At 71.1% G+C, this 17828-nt stretch carries 16 protein-coding genes; 9 read left to right on the top strand and 7 right to left on the bottom strand.

What is annotated here, in order from left to right; translation table 11 throughout:
- Positions 1-372: 372 nt before the first annotated feature.
- Positions 373-984 carry a hypothetical protein gene (locus tag ACFWYW_RS41270; protein ID WP_379610890.1) on the top strand — a complete coding sequence of 204 codons (612 nt, stop codon included), beginning with the start codon at positions 373-375 and terminating at the stop codon, positions 982-984.
- A gap of 66 nt (positions 985-1050) precedes the next feature.
- Here ACFWYW_RS41270 and ACFWYW_RS41265 read toward each other — a convergent pair whose 3' ends face one another.
- The 4 genes from ACFWYW_RS41265 to ACFWYW_RS41250 all read right to left on the bottom strand — a co-directional run bounded on the left by ACFWYW_RS41265 (position 1051) and on the right by ACFWYW_RS41250 (position 5842).
- Positions 1051-1902, bottom strand: coding sequence for a hypothetical protein (locus ACFWYW_RS41265; protein ID WP_379610889.1), 852 nt, complete (start codon positions 1900-1902; stop codon positions 1051-1053).
- Positions 1903-2783: 881 nt separating this feature from the next.
- On the bottom strand, positions 2784-2990 hold the full coding sequence (locus ACFWYW_RS41260) for a hypothetical protein (RefSeq protein ID WP_379610888.1): 207 nt from the start codon (positions 2988-2990) through the stop codon (positions 2784-2786).
- A gap of 98 nt (positions 2991-3088) precedes the next feature.
- The gene (locus ACFWYW_RS41255) at positions 3089-4561 is read right to left on the bottom strand and encodes an FAD-dependent oxidoreductase (RefSeq protein WP_379610887.1); all 1473 of its coding nucleotides are present in this window, start codon (positions 4559-4561) and stop codon (positions 3089-3091) included.
- 81 nt (positions 4562-4642) lie between these two features.
- The gene (locus ACFWYW_RS41250) at positions 4643-5842 is read right to left on the bottom strand and encodes an MFS transporter (protein ID WP_379610886.1); all 1200 of its coding nucleotides are present in this window, start codon (positions 5840-5842) and stop codon (positions 4643-4645) included.
- An 89-nt stretch (positions 5843-5931) separates the two neighbouring features.
- On the opposite strand from ACFWYW_RS41250, the gene ACFWYW_RS41245 reads away from it, so the two are divergent.
- Positions 5932-6378 carry a winged helix-turn-helix transcriptional regulator gene (locus ACFWYW_RS41245; RefSeq protein WP_379610885.1) on the top strand — a complete coding sequence of 149 codons (447 nt, stop codon included), beginning with the start codon at positions 5932-5934 and terminating at the stop codon, positions 6376-6378.
- A 1-nt stretch (position 6379) separates the two neighbouring features.
- Here the strand turns inward: ACFWYW_RS41245 and ACFWYW_RS41240 are convergent, their stop codons facing one another.
- Positions 6380-7231 (bottom strand): NAD(P)-binding domain-containing protein, encoded by an 852-nt coding sequence (locus ACFWYW_RS41240; protein WP_379610884.1) that lies wholly within the window; start codon positions 7229-7231, stop codon positions 6380-6382.
- 64 nt (positions 7232-7295) lie between these two features.
- Here ACFWYW_RS41240 and ACFWYW_RS41235 point away from each other — a divergent pair, with 64 nt between their 5' ends.
- A complete protein-coding gene (locus ACFWYW_RS41235) occupies positions 7296-10397 on the top strand; it encodes a BTAD domain-containing putative transcriptional regulator (protein WP_379610882.1) in 3102 nt (1033 codons plus the stop codon).
- Here ACFWYW_RS41235 and ACFWYW_RS41230 read toward each other — a convergent pair.
- Positions 10387-11319, bottom strand: a complete 933-nt coding sequence (locus tag ACFWYW_RS41230) for a LysR family transcriptional regulator (RefSeq protein WP_379610881.1) — start codon at positions 11317-11319, stop codon at positions 10387-10389. The genes ACFWYW_RS41235 and ACFWYW_RS41230 overlap by 11 nt on opposite strands.
- Positions 11320-11407: 88 nt before the next feature.
- Between ACFWYW_RS41230 and ACFWYW_RS41225 the strand changes: the two genes are divergently transcribed.
- The 5 genes from ACFWYW_RS41225 to ACFWYW_RS41205 all read left to right on the top strand — a co-directional run bounded on the left by ACFWYW_RS41225 (position 11408) and on the right by ACFWYW_RS41205 (position 15682).
- Positions 11408-12331 carry a zinc-binding dehydrogenase gene (locus tag ACFWYW_RS41225; RefSeq protein WP_379610880.1) on the top strand — a complete coding sequence of 308 codons (924 nt, stop codon included), beginning with the start codon at positions 11408-11410 and terminating at the stop codon, positions 12329-12331.
- Complete coding sequence (locus ACFWYW_RS41220) at positions 12328-13317, top strand: alpha/beta hydrolase family protein (protein ID WP_379610879.1); 990 nt, start codon at positions 12328-12330, stop codon at positions 13315-13317. Before ACFWYW_RS41225 ends, ACFWYW_RS41220 begins: the two co-directional genes overlap by 4 nt.
- Positions 13318-13448: 131 nt before the next feature.
- Positions 13449-13931 carry a cation:proton antiporter regulatory subunit gene (locus tag ACFWYW_RS41215; protein WP_379610878.1) on the top strand — a complete coding sequence of 161 codons (483 nt, stop codon included), beginning with the start codon at positions 13449-13451 and terminating at the stop codon, positions 13929-13931.
- A gap of 12 nt (positions 13932-13943) precedes the next feature.
- A complete protein-coding gene (locus ACFWYW_RS41210) occupies positions 13944-15104 on the top strand; it encodes a cation:proton antiporter (RefSeq protein ID WP_379610877.1) in 1161 nt (386 codons plus the stop codon).
- Positions 15105-15115: 11 nt separating this feature from the next.
- Positions 15116-15682: a class I SAM-dependent methyltransferase gene (locus ACFWYW_RS41205; RefSeq protein WP_379610876.1), complete on the top strand. Its 567-nt coding sequence runs from the start codon at positions 15116-15118 to the stop codon at positions 15680-15682.
- Positions 15683-15795: 113 nt separating this feature from the next.
- On the opposite strand, the gene ACFWYW_RS41200 is transcribed toward ACFWYW_RS41205, so the two are convergent.
- Complete coding sequence (locus tag ACFWYW_RS41200) at positions 15796-16443, bottom strand: TetR/AcrR family transcriptional regulator (protein WP_379610875.1); 648 nt, start codon at positions 16441-16443, stop codon at positions 15796-15798.
- A gap of 109 nt (positions 16444-16552) precedes the next feature.
- Between ACFWYW_RS41200 and ACFWYW_RS41195 the strand changes: the two genes are divergently transcribed.
- Positions 16553-17740, top strand: coding sequence for a cytochrome P450 (locus ACFWYW_RS41195; RefSeq protein ID WP_379610874.1), 1188 nt, complete (start codon positions 16553-16555; stop codon positions 17738-17740).
- Positions 17741-17828 lie beyond the last annotated feature (88 nt).

The following is a 17828-nucleotide window of genomic DNA, read 5'->3' as shown; positions in this document are numbered from 1 at the left end:
AGCGCCATCAAGGGGCCAGCCCTACACCCAGGCCCTCACCGCCTACGACCCCGACTACCGGCCCACCGCCGGCAAGCTCACCTCGCGCTCGGCCGGCACCGGCGGCAACCCAAGACGATTGCCCTCCCAACATCAAGCTCGGCAACAACGGGCCTGAATGGCAGGAGCGCCTTAATCGCAGGGCAATATTCACAACGGATTCACGCCCAACGGATCTCGGGTAGAGCTTAAACGCAACACCAAAAGCGGAATCAAGGCGAACACTAGGCGACTCCGCCGCTACATGGGTAAGATGGGTGCCAGGCATGGAGAGCTCTGGACCTATTCGGAAACGCCCGACGGGCCTCGAAATTGGTGACCTGGTGATAGCCAATGGCCAAACCGCTGACTCTTCCGGCAATCATCCGACTGGCGGTCGAAATCGGAATAATCCCGAGACATGCTTCATTGACGCGAGGCGGAGAGGCCGCCTGGGAGTCGGGCGAGCTTGAATATGTCGGCTGGGTAAGTCGGACCGCCGCAGGCAACCTGTCATGGGACATGAACATCGGAGATGTCAATTTCGGCCCACAAATGGACAGATTTGGCAGAATGTCGATTCCCATTCGAAGTGAACAGAACGAGGTAACATGGCCCCGAAAGGCCGACGACACACTCGAAGAATTTCTCACAGAAGGCCCAGGAAAGGCTTCAAAGTTCGTTATGAGCCGCCTCGATCTATGCCAACTGCTAGCCGCAGAATCGAGTATATATCGCGGCAATCTGCATGCCTGGCTACCGGTGGCGAACTATCCGGCCCGGCTTGTGCAGGCCTTAATAATCGCCAGAGACATCCCTAGCACTCAACTTGAAAGCGAGATTCTCGAAAGGATGAATCAAGGCGATATTCATATATCGCCCGACCGTTCCTTGAACGTCTACGAAGATGCTCGATACTGGGCGCAACGATATTCTTCCGCGCTTGGCATTGCAATCGCTATATAGCATGCTATTCGATGCAAAGCATCCGTCTTGATTGGCATATTAACGCGGGTTGCAGGCACCATGGTCTTACAGAGGATGAACCCGATCTTGGACAACAGACTGGAGAACATCGAGCTCTGGGTTGATGCTTACCACGCACTGCTTATGCGCAGCTGAACCACCTTGGATGATGAGATATATCACCGAGACCCAGTGCCCCATCCCACGACCAACCGAGAAGAGATCAAGAAGGATTGTCGCAGGAAGTTCGCGACCAAACAGGCGCCGAAGATATTCAGGTAAGGCACGGTGGAGGATCTTGCTGGACATGTGCAACGCATCAGGACACACGAAGATCTCGCTGCGTTTCTCCCAGTGCTTGCCGAAGCCGCCGAGTCGCCCGACCTGATCTCCTGGGAAAACAGCACTATGCCGCGATTTCAGGATGGCCTGTCGGCTCGGACGCGGGACCTGGATGGATACTTCGAAACCCAAGGAGCGAGCGTTCCCGTCCCCGGTGATGATCAGCCGACGGCGCTTGAGGGCGCGAAACTGGCGGGTCAGATCGGCGATGTCATCAGCACGTGCGGAAAAGGGCGGATCTCCGGCCGTGATCAGGTGAGGTTGACTCATCACCGCGGCGTTGCCGGTCAGCCGCCAGGCGATGGGCATGGGTTCCGGATCGTCCAAGACCCGAAGCCGGGATTCCGTCTTCCACTGCTGTTCCACCTGCTCAGCAAGAGTCTGCCGGGCCATCTCGAGATTGGTTGTCCGCAGGACGGGTGCAGGGAAGGAACGTTTGAGCCAGGAAAGCACTCCTGCGGCCGCTACCGCCGCGGCCACAGCCAAGGCGGCCAGATCAGCCCGGCTGACCTCGGCCTTGCGGTCAAGCTCCTGCGCGGCGAAGGCGATGAGTACCCCCAGCAACGTAAGGGTCACGACCGCGACCAGTGTCCGCCAGCCTGCCCCCGGGGGAATCACGTCATCATCGTTCCCTCTCGCTCACCCGGCACGCCAAGAACGCACAAACCGGTCTTTCTGCATGGACATAGCGAACTGCCGACGGCAACCGGCGTTGCTGCCACGTCGGCTGCACTGTGGTCAGGGCAAGCAGGATGCCGGTCGTGGCCGGGGGCCGGCGATGCACAATCCGGCGGTCGGTGGCCGGTAGATCCCGAACAGCGGCGCAGCGCATGGTCAAGCGGGCGCGACTGCAGACCGCCACCAGCAATCTGAGATCTCATGTCGCCGCTTGGTCGCGCATCCGCCACACCGTTCATGCCGGCGTCACGGCGATTCGGCACTTACGCCGGCACAGGAGCTCTTCGGCAGATCGAGACCGGCCCGGGATGAGTGGCGCCAGCATGCGGCGGATCTGGGGCATGGTCAGAGGAACGTGCCCATCGGAACACGTCGCAAGCGATCGCCGACAGGTCCGCACCGCTGCTGCCTCCTGGGCGATCACGTGGTCGTGACCTTTCCTGTGAGTGCCGCACGGCCGGGGGAAGCCCGTGTCCGCGTGGCGCTGTTGGCCGTGGGCGGCGACGAGTGCCGGGAGGTTCGTTTCGGTTCCGAGCAGCGCTCGGGGCTCCTGGAAGGGCTCGGCGTTGCCCGGGAGCCCGTGGCAGAGGGAGAAGTTCGCACTGCCGCTCTCGACCAGCGGGCCCGTCGCCCGCTCGGTGGTGTCGAGCGCGGTGATCGCGTCCTGCCAACCACCTCGGCTCGCCCAGGTGGGCGTACGCGTGCAGGCGAGACAGCGCGATGCTCGGGAGCGCCAGGACCATCCGGTACGCGTCTTCGCCGCCGAGCCCAGCAACCGGTCAGCGGAGCCGGCCGCCGCCCACAGCCGTCAGGAAGCGCCCGTTGATCGTCTGGATGGCGTGGAAGCCGTTCCCGACGGGTACCAGCGCGAACTTCTCCCAGGCCAGGCGCTGCGTCGCGTCGGTGTGGATGACGTCGGTGACGCGCCCGCCGCCGCCGACGGCGGTGATGCCCGCGGCCCGCCGTAGCATGCGCTTGATCTTCATGGGTTGTCCCCTTCGGGTGCTCGGCCCCGCCGGTTGCGGGGCCACCATCCGATGGGCGTTCCAGCCCGGTTCCACGGCTGTTCCGCCGGGCGTCTCTGTCACCGGCCGATGGCTTGGGGGTGGCGGAAGTGGCCGGTGGGGTCGTAGCGACGTTTGATCTCGGCCAGGCGGGTGTAGTTGGCGCCGTAGTAGGCGTGTTGCCAGCCGGGCAGGTCGGGGTCGGGGAAGTTGACGTACGCGGCGTCGGTGCGCAGGTGGCGGCGCAGGGTCTCGTGAAGGGCGCGGATCTGGCCGAGCAGGAGGCGTACCTGGTGGGCGGGGGTGCCGGGTCGCCAGTGGGTGCCGATGTCGATGACGAAGGTGCCCGCGCGGTGCGGGTAGGCGCTCTCGTCGGGGCGGGGCGCGGCGCTGGTGGCGCCCATGGCGAACAGAGTCAGGTAGCCGGTGGCATGGGTGGGGCCTGGCTTCCAAGTGCGGGCCCATTCGGTGATGTGCTCGACGGTTTCGGGGCTCAGCCACCGGTCGGGGACCAGGGACTTGCTGGCGTAGCAGTCCTTGGGGCCGGGGCGTTCCATGAGGTAGTCCTGTCCGGCCCAGAAGCCGAGCTCCTCGATGTGGGTCGTGGCCGGGCGCAGGCGCAGCAGCGGGGTGAGCAGGCGGCGCAGGACCTCCTGGTCGCCGAGGCGCTGGCCGAGCACCGCCACCGTGCCGGTGTGCCTGAAGCCGATGCGTACGTCGAACTCGCCCGACTGGTCGGCGTGCAGGATGTGCTGGAGCTCGTCGACCACGCGCGGCCCGGCGGCCAGGGGGAAGGTCAGGTCGAAGACCGTGACGCGCTGACGGTCCACCGGTACGGCGTCGAAGACGAAGGCGGTGTTGATGCCGAAGTTGCCGCCCCCGCCGCCGCGGCAGGCCCACAGCAGGTCGGCGTTCTCGTCCTCGGCGGCCCGCACGACGCTTCCGTCGGCCAGCACCAGGCGGGTCTCGACGAGCCGGTCGCAGGTCAGCCCCCATTTGCGGTCGTTGAAGCCGAGCCCGCCGCCCAGCGTGAGGCCGGCCACGCCGACTCCGGGGCAGCGGCCGCCCGGGAAGTACAGGCCGGCGTCGCGGGCGGCGTAGACGTCGGAGTTGGTGGCGCCGCCGCCCAGGTGCAGCCGCCGCCCGCGCGGGTCCACCCGGTTGAGCGCCCGCACGCTGACGACCAGGCCGGTGGTGGCCGAGTGCCCGGCGTAGTTGTGGCCGCCCGAGCGAGCCGCGAACGGCACCCGGTGCTCGGCGCACCAGCGCAGCGCGGCCTTCACGTCGGCTTCGGTGGCGCAGGCCAGCACCCCGGCCGGCCGTACCGCGGCATAGCGCAGGTTGTCCACCGCGGCCCGGGACGGGTACTCCGGCGCGCCCGGCCGGTACAGGCGGGCGGCGGGGCTCAGCCGCCGCCGAAGCTGGCGCCACGCGGCCGGCTCCGGTTCCGGCCTCGCCGGTAGTGCCGAGGCCCGGGCGGGAGATCCCGGCACCAGCGCGGCGCCCGCCACGACTGCCCCGGCTCGCAGAAGTACTCGTCGGCTGACCGTCATGCTGCCCCCCTGTGATCCGCAAGGGCCAGAGTAGGCAGCCGCCGCCCTCGCGATCGTGGTGACACTCCGTGAGCAGCCGGTTCAACGGTGTCGCGACTCGAAGGTCTCGGATCGGAGGGTCGCGCCGCCGAGGGGTCGTCGCCTGTCGAAGGCCCAGACGGCCAGCGCGCAGGCCGCGAATCCGGCGCCGAGGAGGCTGGAGCCCACCCAGCCGTGGGCGGTGAAGACGGCGGTGGTCGTGGCCGCGCCGAGGGCGGAGCCGAGCGAGTAGAAGACCATGTAGCCGCCGATGACGCCGCTGGTGCGGTCCGGATGCGCGGCGGTGAGCAGTTGCTGGTTGCTCACGTGTACGGCCTGGACCGCGAAGTCGAGAACCACGATGCCGGCGATGAGGAGCCCCAGTGACCACGGCAGTTGCGCGATCGCCACCCACGAGACGATGAGCAGGGTGAGCGCGAGGCCGGTGACCGGGCCCGCCCGTCCCGCGTCCGCCCACCGTCCCGCGCGTGCCGCGCCGAGCGCGCCGGCGAGTCCGGCGACGCCGAGCAGCCCGATCTGGCTCTCGCTCAGCCGCCACGGCGTGTCCGCCAGCGGCAGGGACAGCCCGCTCCACAGGGTTCCGAACGACGCGAACAGGAAGAACGTGATGAGCCCGCGCGTCAGGAAGACGCGCTGCCGGAACAGTCCGCCCAGCGAGAGGACCGCCCGCCGGTAGCCCGCGGGCGGGCTGGGGCGCTCCTCCGGTGGCAGGGCGGCGAGGACGAGGGCCGCGAGCCCGAGTGCCAGCACCGCGAGCACGGCGTAGACGCTCCGCCAGCCCCACACCTCGGCGAGCGCGCCGGTGACGACCCGCGCGCCCAGGATGCCGACCACGACGCCCGAGGTCACGACACCGATGTTCCGTCCGCGTTCGGCGGGCGGCGAGACCGACGCGGCGTACGCCACCGTGGTCTGCACCACGACCGCGAACACCCCGGCCGCCGCGAGCCCCGCGAACGCCACCCACGCGGCCGACGCCGAGGCCGTCAGAATCAGGCCCACCGCGGTGAGCGCCAGGTGCGCGGCGATGAGCCGGCGCCGATCGGCCACGTCGCCCAGCGGCACCAGCAGGACCAGCCCCGCCAGATAGCCGATCTGGCCGGTCGCCACGATCCACCCGGTGAGCTCCGCCGGTACGCCGAGATCGTGTCCCATCGGCTCCAGAACCGGCTGCGCCGCGTAGATGCTCGCCACAGCGACACCGCACACCACCGCCAGCAGCAACCGCCGCCGCATGTCCATCGCACTCCCACCTTCGATTAGTAGCAAATTGCCACCAATTTTGACCGTACGGCATAATGGTTTCAATTCGCAACTCATTCGGAGGTGTCATGTCGCGCAGCACCGACCTCGGCTGGACCGACCCCACCTGCCCCGTCGCCCGCACGCTCGACCTCGTCGGCGACAGGTGGAGCCTTCTCGTCATCCGTGACGCGATGGACGGCGCGCGGTCGTTCACCGAGTTCCAGCGGCGTACCGGCATCGCCCGCAACATCCTCACCGACCGCCTCGGCAAGCTCACCGCTCACGGGCTCCTCGCCCAGCGCACCGCGCCGTCGGGCCGCCGCCAGGAGTACGTGCTCACCGACGCCGGCCGCGACCTCTTCCCCGTCATCCTCACCCTGCGGCAGTGGGGAGAACGCCACGCCTTCGCGCCGGGCGAAGCCCACTCCACCCTGGTCGACCAGCACGGCGTCCGGGTGCCGGAAGTGGCGCCGGCCGGCGCCGACGGCGCCCTCCTCGATTCCGGCACCACCCACGTGCGGAAGATCCGTTAGCTCATCCCATCTCTTTCCTGAGGTAGTCGATCAGCCGCGTCGGGCTCTCGCTGCCGTACCCGTCGGCGACGGCCTGCTCCAACCGCGCCTGCTGGGCGAAGAGCCAGTCGGCGGGCAGGCCCGCGTCCTGGCTCGCCCGGATGACGTGGCCGATCGCGAGCGCGTTGGTGTTGATGTTGGACACGTCCGTGGCGTGCTCGCCGGCGTCGATGGCGTGCGCGTTCTCGGGGCCGGCCATCGGCCCGATCACGTGGGTGAGCCAGGCGTTCGCGTAGGGCTGGAACTCCGTCGCGCTGACGCCGGCCGTTCCCACCAGCGCCTGCGCGTGCTCCAGGCCCTGGCCGGCCGCGTACAGCATGGCCAGCAGCGCGAGGTCGTACAGGAGCGGGACGCCCGGATCCTCGGACAGATGGACGGTGGTGCCGCCGAAGACCCGCAGCATGGGCTCGCCGGCCGCGAAGAGATCCTTCGGCCCGCCGTACAGGAGCTGCGCCTGGGGCGTGCCGATCATCTGCGGCGAGGCCATGATCGCCCCGTCGAGGTAGGCGGCGCCCCGCTCGGCCGCCCACGCGGCCGCCCGCCTGGCCTCGCCCGGGGTGCCGGACGTCAGGTTGATCACGGTACGGCCGCGCAGCTCAACGGTCGAAAGCACCTCGTCCATGACGTCGTAGGTCGACAGGCAGACGACCATCGTCGGGCTCGACTCCGCCACCGTGTCCAGCCGGGTCACGCCGTCGGGGACCGCGGTCGCCGACCTGTTCCAGGCGGTCGTCGGATATCCGTTCCCCGCCAGCGCGGCGGCCAGGGCCTTTCCCATGAGACCCAGGCCGATGACAGTTACAGGAGTGTTCATGGCTTGAGCGTGCCGGGCGGGGGTTCCGGTTCGATGCCGGTCGGATGCCGCCTACCGTGGTCTCATGCGTTTCGACGTGCTGGGCCCGCTCGCCGTACGGTCGGCGGACGGCCGTGAGGTCGGCGTCCCCGAGGCGAAGGTCCGGCGCGTCCTTGCCGCCCTGCTGGTCGACCACGGCCGCGTGGTCCCCGCCGACCTGCTGATCGACGTCCTGTGGGGCGAGCGGCCGCCGGAGCATCCCGAGGCCGCGCTGCGGGCGAAGGTGTCCAGGCTGCGCAAGGCCCTGGGCGATCCGGCGCTCGTGGCCTGGCGCGCTCCCGGATACCTCCTGGCCTCCGGGGACGTGGACGCGAGCCGCTTCGAGTCGCTGGTCGAGCGAGCGCGGGCGGCGCAGGATCCCGCGGAGAAGACAGCGCTGCTGGGTGACGCGCTGGCCTTGTGGCGCGGGCCCGCGTTCGCGGAGTACGCCGACGAGGAGTTCGCCCGCGCGGCCGCCTTCCGGCTGGAGGAGCAGCGGCTCGCCGCGATCGAGGAGCAGGCGCAGGCCCGGCTGTCGCTCGGCGCGCACGGGCTGTCGGCCGAGCTGGCCGGCCTGGTCGCCCGCCACCCGCTCAGGGAGCGCCTGCGCGCCGTTCACCTGCGGGCTCTCTACCGCGACGGCCGGCAGGGCGAGGCGCTGAAGGGCTATGACGAGGTACGCACCCGGCTGGCCCAGGAGCTGGGCGTGGACCCGGGCCCGGAGCTCCGCGCGCTCCACCGGTCGATCCTGCGCCGCGACCCCGCGCTCGACCCTCCCCGCACCAACCTTCCCGTCTCGCTCACCGAGCTGGTCGGCAGGGAGAAGGCCGTCGAGGAGGTACGCGCGCTGCTCGCCACCGCCCGCGTGGTCACCCTCACCGGTCCTGGTGGCGCCGGCAAGACCAGGCTGGCGCTGGAGGCCGGCGCCCGGCTGGCCCCCGCCTACGACGACGGCGTCTGGCTGGCCGACCTGACCGGGCTCGACCGGCACAGCGGCCCGGACCGGGTGGCCGAGGCGGTGGCCGCCGCCATCGGCGTCCGGCACGACGTGGTCGACCGCCTGGCCGCGACCGTGCGGAACAAGCACCTGCTCCTCCTGCTCGACAACTGTGAGCACGTGGTGGACGCGGTCGCCGAGCTCGCCGAGCGGCTCCTGACCAGCGCGCCGGGCCTGCGGGTTCTCGCGACCAGCCGGATCCCGCTGGACATTCCCGGCGAGCATCTGCACGCCGTACCACCGCTGGACCTGGACAGCGCTGTCCGGCTGTTCGCCGCGCGGGCCGCCGCCGCGGCGCCGGGGTTCGCCGCGGACCGGCCCGCCATGGAGGCCATCGCCAGGCGGCTGGACGGCCTGCCGCTCGCGCTGGAACTGGCCGCGATCCGGGCCCGCACGCTCAGCGCCCGCGAGATCGAGGCCCGGCTCGGCGACCGCTTCCACCTGCTGGACGCGGGCCGGCGCGGCGCCCCGCCGCGGCAGCGGACACTCGGGGCCATGATCGACTGGAGCTGGGAGCCGCTCACCGGCCCCGAACGTGCCGTGTTGCGCCGGCTCGCCGTCCACGCGGACGGGTGCGCGCTGGAGGCGGCCGAGACGGTCTGCGCGGGAGACGGCGTCGGCTCCTCGCAGGTGCTCGGTCTCCTGGCGCGGCTGGTGGACCGTTCCCTGGTGGTCGTGAGCGACGACCGGTACCGGCTGCTGGAGTCCGTCCAGGCCTACTGCCTGGAGCGCCTCGACGAGGCCGGCGAACTGGACACCGTGCGGGAGCGGCACGGGGATTACTACACCGCGCTCGCCGTACGCGCCCGGCCGCACCTGCACGGCCCCGACCAGGGGCACTGGCTGCGCCGCCTCGACGCCGAGGCCGCCAACCTGCGCTCGGCACTGGACGACGCGGTACGGCGGGGCGCAGCGGACCGGGCGCTTCGGCTGGTGACCGCGCTGTCCAGGTACTGGTTCCTGCGCGGCCGGCTCGGCGAGGCCCGCCGTTCGCTGGAGCTGGCACTGACGCTCGGCGGCGACGCCGAAGCGCGCGCGGTGGCCGCCGCGTGGCACGCCGGGATGGGCCTGATGATCCGCGACCGGCCGGCCGCGATCTCGCCGGAGCATCTCGACGAGCTCTGCGCGCGGATCGCCGGCCCGCGGGCCCGCGCCGAGGCGCAATGGCTCCTCAGCCTGGCCCACTCCGGCTTCGACGACCCGTCCGTCAGCCTGGGCCTGGCGAGCCGGGCACTCGAGACGTTCCGCGCGCTGGATGACCGGTGGGGGATCGCCGCGACGTTGAGCGTGCACGCCTCCCACACCCTCGCGCTCGACCTGGACGCGGCCGGGCGCGACGCCGAGCGGAGCCTGGCGCTCTTCAGGGAGGAAGGCGACCGCTGGGGACTCCTGCAGGCCACGCACCTGCTCGGCTCCCTCGCCCAGATCAGCGGCGACTACGAACGCGCCCGCGCCCTGCACCGCGACGCCCTCGACGTCGCCGAGGACCTCCGGCTCTGGCCCCAGGTCGCCGACAGCCTGGCCATGCTGGGCCGGATCGCGCTGCACACCGGCGCGTACGCCGAGGCCGACGAGTACCACGAGCGGGCCAGGCGGCTGGCGGCCGAGCAGCTGAACACCCTCACCGAGCAGTTCGCGGAGGTGGGCCTGGGCCTGGCCGCCCGGCGGCGCGGTGACCTCGACGCCGCCGAGCGGCATCTGCGGGCCTGGCTGGACTGGTGCCGGCGGTGGCAGGGCGATCCCGGCGCCGCACTCATCCTGGCCGAACTGGGCTTCGTGGCCGAACTCCGCGGCGACCACGAAACGGCCTTCGACCTGCACCGGGAAGGGCTGGAGGCCGCCCTGGCCACGGGCGATCAGCGTGCCGTGGCGCTCGCCCTGGAAGGGCTCGCCGGAGCATGGGCGGGCGCGGGCGACCACCGGGCGGCGGCCCGCCTCCTGGGCGCCGGTTCGGCGGCCCGTGACTCGGTGAAGGCTCCGTTGCCGGCGGGCGAGCGCGGTGACGTCGACCGCGTCACGGCCGCCGCCCGGCGTGCTCTGGGGTTGGACGCCTTCGCCGAGGCGTTCGCCCGCGGCCGGTCGGAGGGTGCCGGCGCGTCTGTCGCCGCGCTACAGGCTGTGGCTCGCCGGCGGGGTTCTTTCACGGGGTAGCCGGGAGGTCGTTCTCGGGGAGCCAGTGGTGGACGGGATCGTATTCCAGCCACCGGTTCCGCTCCGCCTCCGCCACGAAGGCGCTCACCAGGGTGTCCAGCAGCGGATGAGCGCCGTCGCCGCGCCACAGCAGTGACCAGGCGTACAAGGGAGTGGGGCCGATCAGCGGGATCGAGCGGATCGCCGGGCGGGGCGGGAGGGGCACGTCCGCGGGCAGCAGGCTGAAGCGCCGAGCGTCAGCGGCCAGGTCGGCCAGGAAGTGGTCCAGTCCGAGGTTGGCGCCCTCGGCGCGCTCGCGGATGCCGAAGGAGTCGGCGAAGCGGCGCAGGAAGTCCAGCCGGTGCAGCGCGCCCGGGGCCCACAGGACGCCGTCACGCAGTTGCTCGGGCCGGATCGCCGGCGTGTCCGCCAGGGGATGATCCGCGCCGAGGATCACGTCGACCGGCTCCAGCCGTACCAGGCGATGCGTCAGCCCTGCGGGCAGCGGGGCGTGGACGCGGCCGAAGGCGGCATCGACGTCGCCGTGCGACAGCGCGGCGATCACGGAAGGCAGGTCACGGCCGTGTCCCGGTTCCAGCCGCGGTTCGGCGGTGGTCACCTGTGCCAGCGTGCGCATGGGCGCGTACAGGTGGCCCCACACGTCGATCCGCAGCGGGCGGTGCGCCTCCAGCACCGCCGCCACGGCCCGGTCCGCGGCGGTCAGCGCCTGCCGGGCAGGCTCCAGGAAACGCCGTCCGGCTTCGGTGAGCCGTACTCCCTGGCCGCCGCGGTCGAGCAGGCGGCGGCCGAGCGTGGACTCCAGGCGGGCGATCCGCTTGGAAAGCGCCTGCTGGGAGATCGACAGTTCCTCGGCCGCGTGACCGAAGTGCCGTCCTTCGGCGGTCAACACGAACGCACGTACCTGCGCCAAGTCGAGATCCACGCCTGTCACCTTAGGTGACAACCGATGGTTGTCGGCCGGTCGCGACCGTTGTTGGAGCACCCGACCCCGATGACGGTTTTATGGCCGCATGCGTAGATTGATCCCTACGGGAGATGTGGCGCGGCCGGTGGAGTTCGCCCAGGACGTTCAGCCCACGCCCGCCCCGGGCGAGGTGCTGATCAAGGTCGAGGCGTTCTCGCCGAATCGCGGGGAGACGTTCCTGCTGGAAGAGCCGGAACCCGGCCTGACACCCGGGAAGGACGTCGCCGGCCTGGTCGTCCAGGCCGCCGCCGACGGCTCCGGGCCGCCGGCCGGTACCCGCGTGGCAGGCCATCCGGCGATGGGCGGCTGGGCCGAGTACGCGGCGGTGCCCACCCACTCCGTCGCCGTCCTGCCCAACGAGATCACCACCGTCCAGGCTGCCGCCCTGCCGCTGGCCGGGATCACCGCGCTCCGGCTCCTCCGTACGGCAGGCGCCGTCGCCGGCAGGCGGATCCTGCTGACCGGCGCCTCCGGCGGAGTCGGGCACTATCTGACCGAGCTGGCCGCCTCGGCCGGAGCGGAGGTGACCGCGGTGAGCGCCACCGCCGAGCGCGGCGCGCGCCTGCGCGAGCTGGGCGCCGCGGCGATCGTGCACGACGTGGCCGCCGCGGAGGGGCCGTTCGACGTGGTCATGGAGTCCACCGGCGGCGGCGTGCTCGCGGACGCGCTGGCCAGGCTGGTCCCCGGCGGCACGCTGATCTGGTTCGGCCAGGCCGGCCGTTCACCCGCGACGGTGGATTTCTTCGACCTGCTCGCCGGGCCGGAGAACGCCGTGATCCGGCACTTCCACTACGCAGGCGGCCCGTACGGCGGCGACCTGGCCACCCTGCTGCGACTGGTGGCCGGCGGGCGCCTGCACGTGGAGATCGGCCGCACCGCTGACTGGAGCCGGACCGCGGACGTCCTGATCGACCTGCGGGAACGCCGGATCCGTGGCAAGGCCGTCCTCACGATCGGAGCATCACGATGAACGCAGCGGACTTCGCCGCCGCCAACCTGTCGCGCGCGACCGGAGCCGGGCTGGACCCGCACGAGTACCAGCGTGTCGCCGCCGAGCTGGCCGGCCTGGACCAATGGGGTCAAGCCTTCATGAGCGCCGCGCGCGGGCACCTGGCCCGCGCGGCGCGGGCGGGAACGGCGATCTCAGCGGCCGGACACCTCCAGGACGCGGCGCGCTGGTTCCACTTCGCCACCCTGGGGCCGAACAACGAGCGCGCGCTGGCGGCCGCAGAGGCGGACACCGCCATGGGCCGCGCGCTGGACCTGCTGGAGCCGGACGCGCGCCGGATCGAAGGCACGACCTTCACCGGCTGGCTGCGCGGCCCGGCCGATGCCACGGCCACCGCGATCGTGGTCCCCGGGCTGGACTCCGGTAAGGAGGAGTTCCACGACGTGGTCAACGCCTTGCTGCGCCGCGGCATGGCCGTGTTCGCCATGGACGGGCCTGGACAGGGCACGCTCACCGCCACCACCACCGTCCGCGCCGACTACCACCACGTGATCGCGCAGGTCGTCGACGCGCTCGGCGCCGAGCGCGTGGGGCTCGTCGGACTCAGCCTCGGCGGCTACTACGCCGCGGAAAGCGCCGCCATGGAACGCCGCGTCGCGGCTGCCGTCACGGTCAGCGGCCCGTTCCGGCTGGACTGGGACACCCTGCCGCCCCCGGTACGCGACCTGCTCACCCAACGCGCCGGCGGCGAAGACGCGGCCCGCCGCTTCGCCGAGCAGGTGGACCTGTCCGGCCTCGCCCCGCGGATCACCTGCCCGCTGCTGGTGATCGACGGCGGCCAGGACGTCATCCCCGGCGTCACCAACGGCGAGCCGCTGGCCCGCCTGGCGTCACGCGGGCGGTACCTGCACGTTCCGCACGGCGACCACCTGCTCGGCAACGCCCGCCCGGACTGGCTGACGGCGGCCGCCGACTGGCTTTCCGGAGAACTGACAAGACCGCGCTGATCACGGCTGTCCGTCCTCGCGCCCGAGTTCCGGCCATTAATGATCATTTCGATAGTCTACGTACCTGCGAACCTCCGCGAACGCAGCCCACAAGCGGACCACCCCTTCCGCTATCGAGAACGGAGACCCCCATGGAGATCGAGCAGACGGCGCTGCCGGGCATCGGGCTCAAACACGAGTTCACCTCCCACGCGGGACGCAGGATCGGGGTGGTCTCCCACCGCACCGGCCGCCGCGACCTGATCATCTACGACCCCGACGATCCCGACAGCGCCTGCGAGGACATCGTCCTGAACGACGACGAGGCCGACGCCCTGGCCGAACTCCTCGGCGCGCCCCGCATCGTCCAGCGCCTCAACCAGCTGCACAAGCAGGTCGAAGGCCTGGTCAGCGTCCAGCTGCCGATCACCGGCGAAAGCCCGTACTCCGACCGGCAGATGGGTGACGCGCGCGTGCGCACCCGCACCGGCGCCTCCATCGTGGCCGTCGTCCGCGCCGGCCGGGTCATCACCAGCCCCGCCCCCGACCTCGCCCTGCTGGCCGGCGACGTCATCGTCGTCGTCGGCACGGCCGAGTCCACCGCGGCGGTCGCCGAGATCCTCGCCACCGGATAGAAAAGACACCGCGTGCACCACACCGCCATCCTCATCCTCGAACTCGGCGCCATCATCCTCGGCCTCGGCGTACTCGGCGCCTTAGCGGTACGGGCCGGCATCTCCCCCATCCCCCTCTACCTCGTGGCCGGTCTCGCCTTCGGCCAAGGCGGCATCCTCCCCCTGGCCACCAGCGGCGAGTTCATCGCCACCGGCGCCGAGATCGGCGTCATCCTCCTCCTGCTCACCCTCGGCCTCGAATACAACGCCTCCGAGCTCGTCTCCTCCCTGCGCAGCAACGCCCGCGCCGGCCTCGTGGACCTGGTGCTCAACGCCGCGCCCGGCGCGATCGCCGCCCTGCTGCTCGGCTGGGGCCCCGTCGCCGCCGTCGCCATGGCCGGCGTCACCTACGCCACCTCCTCCGGCATCACCGCCAAAGTCCTGTCCGACCTGGGCTGGATCGGCAACAGGGAAACCCCCGTCGTCCTGTCGCTCCTGGTCTTCGAAGACCTCACGATGGCCCTCTACCTGCCCATCCTCACCGCCATGCTGGCCGGAGTCAGCTTCGCCGGCGGCGCGGTGACCGTCGGCATCGCGCTGGCGACCGTCAGCGTCGTCCTGCTCATCGCGCTGCGCTTCGGCCGCCTCATCGAGAAGTTCGTCGCCAGCCCCTCCAGCGAGGTCCTGCTTCTCAAGGTGATCGGGCTCGCGCTCCTGGTCGCCGGCATCGCCACCAAACTCCAGGTCTCCGCCGCCGTCGGCGCCTTCCTCGTCGGCATCGCCCTGTCCGGCGAACTCGCCCACGAAGCCCGCACCCTGCTCGCCCCGGTACGCGACCTGTTCGCCGCCGTCTTCTTCGTCTTCTTCGGCCTGCAAACCGACCCCGCCGCCATCCTGCCCGTCGCCGGGCTGGCCATTTTGCTGGCCGTCGTCAGCATGATCACCAAACTGCTCACCGGCGCCTACGCCGCCCGCCGCGCCGGGATCGCCAAAGCCGGCCAAGCCCGCGCCGGCATCGCCCTCATCCCCCGCGGCGAATTCAACATCGTCATCGCCGGACTGGCCGTCGCCGCGGGAGCGCACCCCGACCTCGGGCCGCTGGCCGCCGCCTACGTCCTCATCCTGGCCGCTTTCGGGCCGCTGGCCGCCAAACTGGTCCAGCCGCTGATCACCGCGATCGCCCGCCGTACCTGAAACTAAAAGGCATGGGGCGGTTCGAACGCTGGGCGGCAGGCTACGACGACAGCCTGCCGGCCGCCGTGAGCGAGCCGGTGCAGGCCGCCCTGCTGGACCTGCTCGACAACCATCGGCCGCCGCCCGGCGTGCTGGTGGACGTGGGCTGCGCCACCGGGCGCCTGCTCCGGCGGGCGCGCGAGCGCTATCCGGACGCGCGCCTGATCGGGGTGGACGCCGCCCACGCCATGCTCGCGGCCGCCCGCCCCTGCCCGTCCGGTTCCGGGCTGGTGCGGGCGCGGGCGGAACGGCTGCCGCTCGCCGACGCCGGCGCGGACGTGGTCACCGCCACCCTGAGCTGCCGCCACTGGCACGACCTGGCCGCCGGGCTGCGTGAGATCGCCCGCGTGCTCGCCCCCGGCGGGGTGTTCGCCTACGCCGACCTCACCCACCCACCGCCCCGCCGCCTGGGCGCCCGCCCACGCCCCGACGGCCTGTCCCGCCACCTGGCCGCCGCCGGACTCGCGATCCAGGCGCAGCGCGTGATCAGCGGGACGGTGCTGTTTCCCTGGTTCCGCCTGGTCATCGCCGGGAGATGACAGACGCTCTGCTGTGGAGCCGCTCCCGGCGGGATCCCGCTCACCGCTGAGCAACGCATTCGATTGTGCAAGGAGGAAGCCACGAGACGGATGGCGCTGGCCGCCCGAACGCCCTACAGAGGAGAGGTCCGCGTCGTCAGCGGAGGTAGCGGGCTGGCGGCGGCGGGGCGCAGCGCGTCCAGCAGGAGCACCAGGTAGCGCCGCCACCCCTCATTGGGCTCGCTGCCCAGGCTCCTGGCGCCGATGAGCAGGTCTCCGGGGTCGCTGCCCAGCCGTTGCACCGCCACGAGCATCGTGAACAACCTGGGCACGTCCTCCCCCGTCAGGTCGGCGCGCACCAGCCCCGCCTCCTGCGCGCGGCCGAGCAGTACCGCCAGCGAGTCGAAGTACTGCGAGGCGAGCCCGAGGAAGGCCGCGGGACCTCTCGCCGCGGCGAACGTCGCCCGCTCCCCCGCCGCCACCTCCAGCACCGTTTCGAGCAGCAGCACGATGCCCGACCAGGGATCGGGGTCGGCCAGCGCCCGGTGCATGGCGGGCTCGACGTCCTCGTCGAACCTGCGCCTGACGATCGTCAGGATCAGGTCCTCCTTGTTGGCGAAGTGGCGATAGAGCGTCGCCTGTCCCACCCCCGCCCGTCGCGCGATGTCGTCGAGTTGCGCCTCCGCGCCCTGCTCGGCGAAGACCTCACGCGCGGCGACGATGATGCGTTCGACATTGCGGGCGGCGTCGGCGCGCAGCCTGCGCGGAGCTTCGGCGTTCACGGCGCCCATCCTACCTTAGTGAGAGTTGGCTCCCAGTTGTGCTACCGTCGAAATCAGCCATAAACGAGAGTCGACTCTCACTCATGTTCGTGCGAGAAAAGGACAGTCCATGGCCCTCCACGTGCAACGCGACGGCTACCACCCCGGCGAGACCCTCTACCAGCTCCGCGACGAGGCCCCCGTCGCCGAGTACCGGCTGCCGATCGGCCTCCAGTCCATGCCCGCCTGGCTCGTCACCCGCCACGAGGACGTACGCCGGGTCCTGAGCGACTCCGCCCTGTTCAGCAGCACCGGCGGGGCGCAGGCCGCGTCCCTGGGCGAGGAGTCCGCGGCCCGGCTCAGCATGAGATCTCCCGGCTGGTTCATCGAGGAGGACCCTCCCGAGCACACCCGGCTGCGCCGCCTGCTGACCCCCGAGTTCACCGTCAGGCGCATCCACGCCCTGGTGCCGCGTATCAAGCGATACGTGGACGACCTGCTCGACGCCATGGAGAGCGGCGGCGGGCCCGTCGACGTGATCGAGACGTTCGCGCTGCCGCTGCCGTCCCTGGTGATCTGCGAGCTGTTCGGCGTCCCGTACGAAGACCGCGCCGAGTTCCAGGAGCGCAGCAGCGCCCAGCTCGACTTCCGGCGCGGCGTCCAGGAGAGGGTCGCCATCTCCGCCGAGTCACGTGCCTACATGGCCAAGCTGGTCGCCCTCCAGCGTGCCGACCCCGGCGACGACCTGCTCGGCATGCTGGTACGCGAGCACGGCGACGAGATCACCGACGAGGAACTGACCGGGATCGGCGCGCTGCTGCTCCTGGCCGGACACGAGACGACCGCCGCCATGCTCGGCCTCGGCACGCTGCTCCTGCTCGACCATCCCGAACAGGCCGACCTGGTCCGCGACCGGCCCGGAGCCGTGGAACAGGCGGTGGAGGAGATGCTGCGCTACCTGTCCGTCGTGAGCATCCCCATCATCAGGACCGCGACCGAGGACGTGACCCTGGGCGGCCGGTTGATCAAGGCGGGCAGCGCGGTCGTCTGCTCGCTGGCCATCGCCAACCGTGACCACACGCTCGCCGGCAAGCCCGACGTCTTCGACATCACCCGCGAGACCGTGTCGCACATCGCGTTCGGCCACGGCATCCACCACTGCATCGGCGCGCCCCTGGCCAGGACGGAGATGCGGATCGCCTTCCCGGCGCTGCTGCGCAGGTTTCCCGGCCTGCGGCTGGCCGTACCCAGGGAGGACGTCGTGTTCCGCGTCAACTCGGTCTCACACAACGTGCAGGCCCTTCCGGTCACCTGGTGAGCGGAAACGTGACGGGGGAAGAACCGGCGTGGATCGCCGGCTGATCGACGCGCTCACGGGAGTGAGCGTTCGCATGCGATGGGGCTCG

The sequence above is a fragment of the Nonomuraea sp. NPDC059023 genome (assembly GCF_042740095.1).
Taxonomy (GTDB): Bacteria; Actinomycetota; Actinomycetes; order Streptosporangiales; family Streptosporangiaceae; genus Nonomuraea.
The sequence above is the reverse complement of the archived record's forward strand: the minus strand, read 5'-3'. Positions and strand labels throughout refer to the sequence as shown.

What these genes read in the sequence shown, in the direction of transcription:
- ACFWYW_RS41270 (WP_379610890.1), top strand. Translation starts at nt 373, where the DNA reads ATGGCCAAACCGCTGACTCTTCCGGCAATCATCCGACTGGCGGTCGAA.
- ACFWYW_RS41260 (WP_379610888.1), bottom strand. Translation starts at nt 2,990, where the DNA reads ATGAAGATCAAGCGCATGCTACGGCGGGCCGCGGGCATCACCGCCGTC.
- ACFWYW_RS41255 (WP_379610887.1), bottom strand. Translation starts at nt 4,561, where the DNA reads ATGACGGTCAGCCGACGAGTACTTCTGCGAGCCGGGGCAGTCGTGGCG.
- ACFWYW_RS41250 (WP_379610886.1), bottom strand. Translation starts at nt 5,842, where the DNA reads ATGGACATGCGGCGGCGGTTGCTGCTGGCGGTGGTGTGCGGTGTCGCT.
- ACFWYW_RS41245 (WP_379610885.1), top strand. Translation starts at nt 5,932, where the DNA reads ATGTCGCGCAGCACCGACCTCGGCTGGACCGACCCCACCTGCCCCGTC.
- ACFWYW_RS41240 (WP_379610884.1), bottom strand. Translation starts at nt 7,231, where the DNA reads ATGAACACTCCTGTAACTGTCATCGGCCTGGGTCTCATGGGAAAGGCC.
- ACFWYW_RS41235 (WP_379610882.1), top strand. Translation starts at nt 7,296, where the DNA reads ATGCGTTTCGACGTGCTGGGCCCGCTCGCCGTACGGTCGGCGGACGGC.
- ACFWYW_RS41225 (WP_379610880.1), top strand. Translation starts at nt 11,408, where the DNA reads ATGCGTAGATTGATCCCTACGGGAGATGTGGCGCGGCCGGTGGAGTTC.
- ACFWYW_RS41220 (WP_379610879.1), top strand. Translation starts at nt 12,328, where the DNA reads ATGAACGCAGCGGACTTCGCCGCCGCCAACCTGTCGCGCGCGACCGGA.
- ACFWYW_RS41215 (WP_379610878.1), top strand. Translation starts at nt 13,449, where the DNA reads ATGGAGATCGAGCAGACGGCGCTGCCGGGCATCGGGCTCAAACACGAG.
- ACFWYW_RS41205 (WP_379610876.1), top strand. Translation starts at nt 15,116, where the DNA reads ATGGGGCGGTTCGAACGCTGGGCGGCAGGCTACGACGACAGCCTGCCG.
- ACFWYW_RS41195 (WP_379610874.1), top strand. Translation starts at nt 16,553, where the DNA reads ATGGCCCTCCACGTGCAACGCGACGGCTACCACCCCGGCGAGACCCTC.